The sequence below is a fragment of the Methanospirillum sp. genome, assembly GCF_028679455.1.
GTDB lineage: Archaea > Halobacteriota > Methanomicrobia > Methanomicrobiales > Methanospirillaceae > Methanospirillum.
In genome coordinates this window covers 1-7,523 of the sequence record NZ_JAJRBM010000160.1, presented here as the reverse complement: position 1 = coordinate 7,523, position 7,523 = coordinate 1, and the positions used below count along the sequence as shown (strand labels likewise).

General features: G+C 45.1%; 4 protein-coding genes. 1 reads left to right on the top strand and 3 read right to left on the bottom strand.

Features of this window, described 5'->3' with window-relative positions:
- Window positions 1-118: 118 nt before the first annotated feature.
- Together LUQ50_RS05475 and LUQ50_RS05470 are read right to left on the bottom strand one after the other, a co-directional pair.
- Window positions 119-634 (bottom strand): chemotaxis protein CheW, encoded by a 516-nt coding sequence (locus tag LUQ50_RS05475; RefSeq protein WP_300037376.1) that lies wholly within the window; start codon window positions 632-634, stop codon window positions 119-121.
- Window positions 635-638: 4 nt separating this feature from the next.
- A complete protein-coding gene (locus tag LUQ50_RS05470; protein ID WP_300037373.1) occupies window positions 639-4,154 on the bottom strand; it encodes a PAS domain-containing protein in 3,516 nt (1,171 codons plus the stop codon).
- Window positions 4,155-4,612: 458 nt separating this feature from the next.
- Here LUQ50_RS05470 and LUQ50_RS05465 point away from each other — a divergent pair, with 458 nt between their 5' ends.
- Complete coding sequence (locus LUQ50_RS05465) at window positions 4,613-5,029, top strand: hypothetical protein (RefSeq protein ID WP_300037370.1); 417 nt, start codon at window positions 4,613-4,615, stop codon at window positions 5,027-5,029.
- Between the two features lie 137 nt (window positions 5,030-5,166).
- Here LUQ50_RS05465 and LUQ50_RS05460 read toward each other — a convergent pair whose 3' ends face one another.
- Complete coding sequence (locus LUQ50_RS05460) at window positions 5,167-7,275, bottom strand: methyl-accepting chemotaxis protein (protein ID WP_300037367.1); 2,109 nt, start codon at window positions 7,273-7,275, stop codon at window positions 5,167-5,169.
- Window positions 7,276-7,523 lie beyond the last annotated feature (248 nt).

Below are 7,523 nucleotides of genomic sequence, written 5' to 3'. Positions count from 1 at the left end.
TCTGGGTACGAAAAGCAGAGCATTCATCTTATTTTCCAGCGTATCGCGGAATAAAATCTCAAAAACGAGTATGGGGTTGTGGTAAAACCCTCTCACAAAATAGGATGCATGAGTGGATTTACAGATCCATATCCTGAAGCATCCCAACAAAATCGATCCAGATGATAAGGTCAGCCTTTTCAGAGTCCTGATCTCCCTGTTTCTGCCTGATTATGCCTAGAATATGGGATGAATGACTCCCTCCACAGGTGTCGTAATCGATCTGTGACTGAGTTGTCGAGAGGACCGTTGTAACATCATCTACCAGAATTCCGGTTTTGCTTTTGGTGACTGAATTGTCAATTACGATAATTCGTGATTGGTTGTGCTGAGTTGATCCTGATGTAATCCTCATCTTCTCTTTGAGATCGATTATTGTTGTAATCTCTCCCCGGAGATCGATGATCCCTTTGATATATCGGTCACTACCGGGGACCGGAGTAATTTTGGTATACTCTACGATCTCTTTTACATCAAAGAGGTTAATAGCGAATTTCTCCTTGTTGAGGAGAAAGACGACGACCTGAACAACCTCATCAGCACCCTGATATGCTACCCGGGTTGTCGGTCTGGAAGCTGGTACTGCTTCTCCCATGTTATCAGACTACCTTGAACTTTGCCATCTCACCTGTTATGTTCTCGACAATCCCGACAACCCCGGTCATAATTCTCCCGATTTCATCAATAGAAGCACTCGCCTCCTGTGTTGCCGCAGCTGCATCTCCTGCTTCATGTGAGGTATTCTGGACGAGAATTGAGACCTCCTGAATACTGGCAGTCACTTCCTCGACTGATGCAGCCTGTTCTTCAGAGGCTGATGCAACTTCCACCGTATTCCGGTTGATATGTTCAATCGTCTCTGCGATCTGACTAAACGCGGTCAGCGTCTGTTCCAATGCTGAACTTCCTTCTTGCACAGCACTGGTTGATTTCCCCATCGCCTCGGTTGCCTGTTTAGCTTTTGTCTGGAGGGCTGCTATCATATCAGCGATATCTTCTGCAGATTTGCGTGAGTCCTGGGCGAGAGACTTCACTTCTGCAGCTACCACGGCAAATCCTCTCCCTGCTTCTCCTGCCCGGGCAGCTTCGATGGCGGCATTCAGAGCAAGTAAATTGGTCTGGTTTGCGATGTCTGATATCAACCTGACGATCTTTCCTATCTCATCCATCTGTGCATTGATCCCGGTGACTATTATACCAACTTCATTAGCAGATACCGTGATCTCACCCATTGCCTTTTCAGACTCCCTGGCGAGATCGATTCCACCTTTTGCGAGTGTGTTGGCCTCATCAGAAGCGACCGAGACAGATTCAGCTTTCTGGGAGACAGCTCCGACGGTTACATTCAGATCCTCCATTGCCCTGAGAACCTGTGAGATACCGTCTCCTCCCTGCTCCGAATTCTGGCTCACTTTACCTGTATTGATGGCGATCTGCTGAGCTCCCGCCAGAACTTCTTCAACACTTGCCGTTGCCTCTTCTGCACTTGCTGCCAGATCATGGACATTTTTATTGATCAAGGCGATTGCATCAGATACCTGGATCCCGATACCGTTCAATGCTTCTTTAAAGGGAACCCAGTCGCCTTTGATATCGAGTGTTGGATCAAATCTGACAACAAAATTATATTTTGCATACTCATGTGCAATGTTCATTGCTTCACGAACGGGTATTTTTATTGAATCTAAGGTACTATTCATCCCTTCAATGATCTTCCGATAATCTCCTTCGTGAACAGAAGCATCTGATCTGAATTTCATATTCCCGGCTATCGCTGCGGTGGCGATATCATTTGAATCCTCTACGAGCTGAGTGATTGCCTGACGGGCGGTATCGACAGCATCTCCGATCTTTACAAACTGCTCACGTGCAGATGCAGAATGTTCATCTGCATCAAGGATCTTAACCGTAAAATTCGTATCACCCTTTGCAAGGGCACTGATGTTATCCTGCACACCTTCTACTGACTGTTCCAGGTATTGTACCATCGATCTGACGGCGGTCATATCTGAGAAGATCTCAATGAACCGGATTACGGTTCCTTTCTTGTCCATGATGGGGATATAGACCACATCGGCGTGACGAATGCCAGCCGGGGTGCTTACCACGAGTCTTCCTTTCGCAGGCTTTTTTGTCTCAAGCGCATCCCTGAACGACTTGCCCTCTCGCTCCAGAACCTTGATATCGGACAGTTTCATCCTGATGATCTCTTCGTGGCTGTATCCCATGATATGGGAGAATGCCGGGTTGACGTCAGTAATGCTCATATCCGGGTCCATCATGAGGATCGCATGAGGATTCTCGCGAATAAAAGCCTGGATCTCTTCAATATATGCAACCTGATCCGTGACATCGACGTACATCGCTACCAGGCTGGTTACAATCCCGCTTGCATTCAGTACCGGGATATAGGTGAAATCCAGGATTTTTACGGCCCATCCGAAGTCAACAACCAGTCTCCCTTTTGCCGCTTGCTTGGATGTCAGAATATCTTTCAACGGAAGCCCGTCACGCTCCAAAATGTTGAAATCCTGCACTCTCATGGAAAGAAGTTTTTCTGCTGAAATCTTTGATAAGGCCTGGAATGCTGGATTAGTTGATAAAATTTTCCCGGATGATTCCATGGTGATGATGGAAGCCGGATTTTCGGAAACCAACGAATTTGACTCGGTGATCTTCTCAACCAGATTGGTCATATCTGAAAAGATCTCAAGAATTCGGATAACATCTCCTTTTTTGTCGGTGATGGGTATGTATAGATAATCGAGGTGTCGAATCCCTGCGGGAAACTCCACAACTATTACTCCACCTGCTGGTTTCTTGGTACTTATTGCGTCTTTTGTTGTCTTCCCTTCTCTTTTGATGACGTTAAAATCAGACAATTTTAACCGCGTACACTCATCTGGAGTGTACCCGGTAATCCTTACAAATGCCGGATTGACATCAGTGATGTGCAGATCGGGGGTCATAGTGAGGATTGCATGAGGATTCTCCCTGATGAAGGTCTTGATTTCGTCTACGTACGCGACCTGATCCGAGACATCAACATACATCGCAACAAGGCTGGTTACGATCCCGCTTGCATTTACTACCGGGATGTAGGTGAAATCCAGGGTTTTTATTGCCCATCCAAAGTCAACCACGAGTCTTCCTCTCGCAGTTTGTTTTGAGTTCAGGATATCCTTTAACGGAAGTCCGTCGCGCTCAAGAATATTGAACTCCTGTAATTGCATAGTGAGAAGTTTTTCTGCTGAAATTTTTGATAAGACCTGGAATGCAGGATTGGTTGATAGAATTTTCCCGGATGGCTCCATGGTGATGATGGAAGCCGGATTCTCTGCAACTAGTGAATTTGATTCAGTTATCTTCTCACTCAATTCGGTTTGATCAGCAAAAACATCATAGATGAGAATTAATTTGCCTTCAGCATCAAAAACCGGGATATAAGAATATTCCAGATCTCTAATGCCAGTGGGAAATTCAACGGTGAGTTTTCCGGTTTGAGTTGTTCTGGTCTTTACCGCATCGCTGACTGACGGACCTTCCCTTTTGATGACCTTAAAATCAGTCAGATTCCTTCCGATCCAGTCCTCCCGGTTATATCCTGACATCTTCAGAAAAGCAGGATTTACGTCAGCGATGGTCAGATCAGGATTGAGAGTGTAGATACCATGGGGATTCTGATTGATAAGTGTTTCAATCTCCTCAATTCTCACCTGTCCCGTCATATCAGTGATCGTGGTCATCAGGCATGGTTTATCCTCATAAAGGATCTCAGTAAGGGCTACTTTAGCTTGAAAGATTCTTCCTTTTAGGGTTTTATGATCAAAATAAAACGTAGCAGATCCTGTTTCATTGGCTATTTGGATGAATCGTCTGCTTTCAGCATCAGAATCAGTACCATTTAACTGCTTTACGGGTGAGAGGAGTCCTGGAGGTTTTCCGATGATATCTTCCCGGCTTGTTGCATCAAATATCTGAAGAGTTGGTTTATTACAGTCAATGAACTGTCCCTCTGGACTGATTATGAGGGTTGCAACAGGGATTGAATCAATAATTGTCTGAAGAGATGAGGGGTCTTTTGAGGTAATTATTGCTGGGGCTTTTCCGGTCATGATATCACCATATGTACTCTTCCCGGGATTCCAGGGAAGGGTCTACATTGATTGATCTATTTATTTCAGTTTAATTAATAAAGTGGATAATGGCGCCAATGCCCAAATAATTAAGTAAACATGTGCAGAAATATTTTCGATAGATAAATAGTACTAATATTTTTGGTACAATTAGGCATGTATCTATTTCGAAAAATATTCGTATATTCAAAGAAAATTTAACTCTTCGATTTATATTTCCCGGTTAGTTACCATCTCCTATACTCATATACAATTTTCCAAACAGGGTAGTTCCCCCTATTCATAGAATGAGGATTCCTTTGGATTGGTTCTGGCTTCCTTTCTGGCAGGTTTTATGAGCCACTATGGGTCCATCCCAAGTGCTAACCGTTCCCCGTACTATCATCCGGGTGATTATTCTCACCAGGTTTATGTCAGGGTATCGTCTATGATCTGCTATGATACGAAAATGGGCATTGTTGGTTCTTCTGATCAGTATCGGATTCGGACCCGCTGGTGTCCTGGCTGATGAGCCTTCTCTTCCTGACCTTGTTGGGAATTGGACCGGTACTTCTGAAGGATTTCACGCAGGATCCGGATATTTTCATGCGGGTGATTATCGCTATGTGCTCACCATCGGGCAGCAGGAAGGCAGGATTTTTAATGGAACGCTCATAGTTTCAGGGTTAGATCCGACCCGAGAATATCTATTATCCGGTGTTATTGCTCATGACATGAAGACCTTGGAAATTACAGAATTCGGTACCGGGATGGATACCGGATATCTGCTGTCACCAGATGAGATGGAACTTGTCCTTCTTGTGAATGAAGTTGATAACTTCTCTGTGCTCTGTACGCTGAAAAAAGAAAAATAATCTGATCTTATGGTGAGGGCCTTCGGATGACAGGGGACAAGAGAATGGTTTCCTTCCCTGTTAACCTCTAGGTTACCATACTAGATGACGGGCTATGCAGCCATTCATCTGTTGTTTCCCTTAACCTTGTTACTTTTTCATCCGTTCAATCGAGCCACCGAATTGTTTATCCTGGTTGCAACAACTGAGAGGTCACCGATGATCGTAGAAACCTGATTGAGTGCTGCTGCTGTCTCTTCAGTTGCTGCAGCTGAACCTACTGCCTCATGTGCAGTTTCTGTAGACAGGTTTTTCACTTCGGTAACACTTGCGGTAATCTCCTCAACTGCAGCAGCTTCTTCTTCTGTCAGGCCTGCAACCTCGCTCATATTATGAGAGATCGATTCAACCTGTTCTGCAATTGTGTGGAAGAACTGGATGGTATCAGTGATCGCAACCGACCCTTTTGAAACCTCACTGGTTGCCATATCCATCGCTGTTGCCGCCCGTTCTGACTGATGTTGTAGAGATGTGATAATCTTCGCGATATTCTCAGCAGATCCCTGCGACTCCTGGGCAAGCGTCTTTACTTCATCTGCGACAACCGCGAATCCCATGCCTGCAGCTCCTGCCCGTGCAGCTTCTATTGCCGCATTTAATGCCAGCAGGTTTGTCTGGTCTGCGATGTCACTGATAATGACGACGATCTTGTTAATCTCATTCATCTGATTACGAATCTCTGATATAATCGAGCCGACATCATTAACCGCTCCATTGATAGCGGAGATTCCGCTCTCTGCCACTGCAGCCTGGCTAACACCCCTGGACGAGGTATCATTTGCCTCCTGGGTGAGTCTGCTCACCGATTCAACCTTAGAAGCGACCGCAGTGACCGAGGTTGACAACTCTTCCATGGCGGTCAGTACCAGTTCAACTGCACTGACACTCCTTTCAGCGTTTGAACTTACTACTGACGAACTCTGGGCGACTGAAGCAGAGCCTGCAGTTATCTCTTCTACACTGGCAGCTGCTTCTTCTGAAGAGGCAGTCAGGTTTCCCACCTGCTCGGATATCTCTTCGATTGCCTTAGAGAGTTCATATCCTATGGTGTTCAGACCGTCTTTCAGTGCGATAAGATCGCCTTTCACCATGACGTTCTCATCAAATCGTGCACTGAATTTTGCCTGAGCATAGAGATCAGAGACCCTCAGGGCTTCGTTTAACGGTGTGGTGATCGCATCAAGCATATTGTTGATACCAGCGATGATGTTCTGATAAGCTCCTGAAAACTGTGTGCTATCTCCACGTTTCTTCAGATTTCCGTTCTCTGCTTCGGTTATGAGGGATCCAACCTCTCCTACAATGCCGTTTATTGCGGTGATCAACTGGTTGAATGTAGGTGCAATCTCATCCTTGTCGTCACGTGGAGGTACAGAGAGTGAAATATCACCGGCTGCTATCTGTTTCATCCCCCCGAGGATAACAAACTGCAGATCATCTGAAAACTTGTCCATCGCAGTAGCAAGTGTCCCGATCTCATCCTTACGGTCCATCCTAAGTCTGTTACTCAGATGACCGAGACTCATCTCCTGCATCATAAATACTCCTTTTGAAAGAGGGCCGGTGATGCTTTTACTGATGAGGGTTCCCATTGAGAGAGCCAGGATGGCTCCGATCAGGATCGCGATGATAAGCATCAGGATAACATTAGAAACCGTCTTTGCCCCTTCGGTCCGCAGAGCCTCAGCATCAGTACGGTTCTTTTCGACAAGTTTGCCGATAGCCTCGGTGAATGCCTTTCTCTGGGTAACCAGGTCTCCGGTTGTTAATGCTACCACAGCAGCCTTTGTATCTCCAGAATCAACGATGGTATTAAAGTCTGCAAATGCAGTTTTGTACTTGGTCCAGGCAGTCATCGCTTCATTATATATTGCACGTTCTTCTTCATTTGCGATGAACGTCTCGAATGAGGAGAGATTGCCATCGATGCTCTTCATAAGGGCCGCACTTTCAACTCTGGAACTTTCTCTGGTTTCGGGGATGAGCACGATTCCCGGAGGATTTCCCCGAAGGTGCCAGATTTCAGCCTGCATCGTCTCTAATTTATCAGTAGGGACGAGTTGATTGTCGTACATCTGATCAAGGTAATTATTCGTGGTAGTTACGCCGGAGTACCCTGTTAGTCCGACAAGAATCATAATGATGACAACAACAAGAAACGAACCAATAAGTTTCCTGCCGATTGGAATATCATCTAAAAATTTCATAAGATCCCATCCTAAAAGATTCAACGTTAGTTATACAATCCATCTTATATATACCGAACCGGCAATTGATTTCTAATCCCGGTAGTAACATATATAAAAAGTGTAGATTCATTATTTTTGATTTTGTAATAAATTTCCCGATATTATCAATTCAGTCTTCATCGTTGGTTTTTATGAAAAATATGAGTCTATAACAAAATATCGGATTTTCGCGAGCATGGATTACATGGATAGTGAACTCTGTGGTT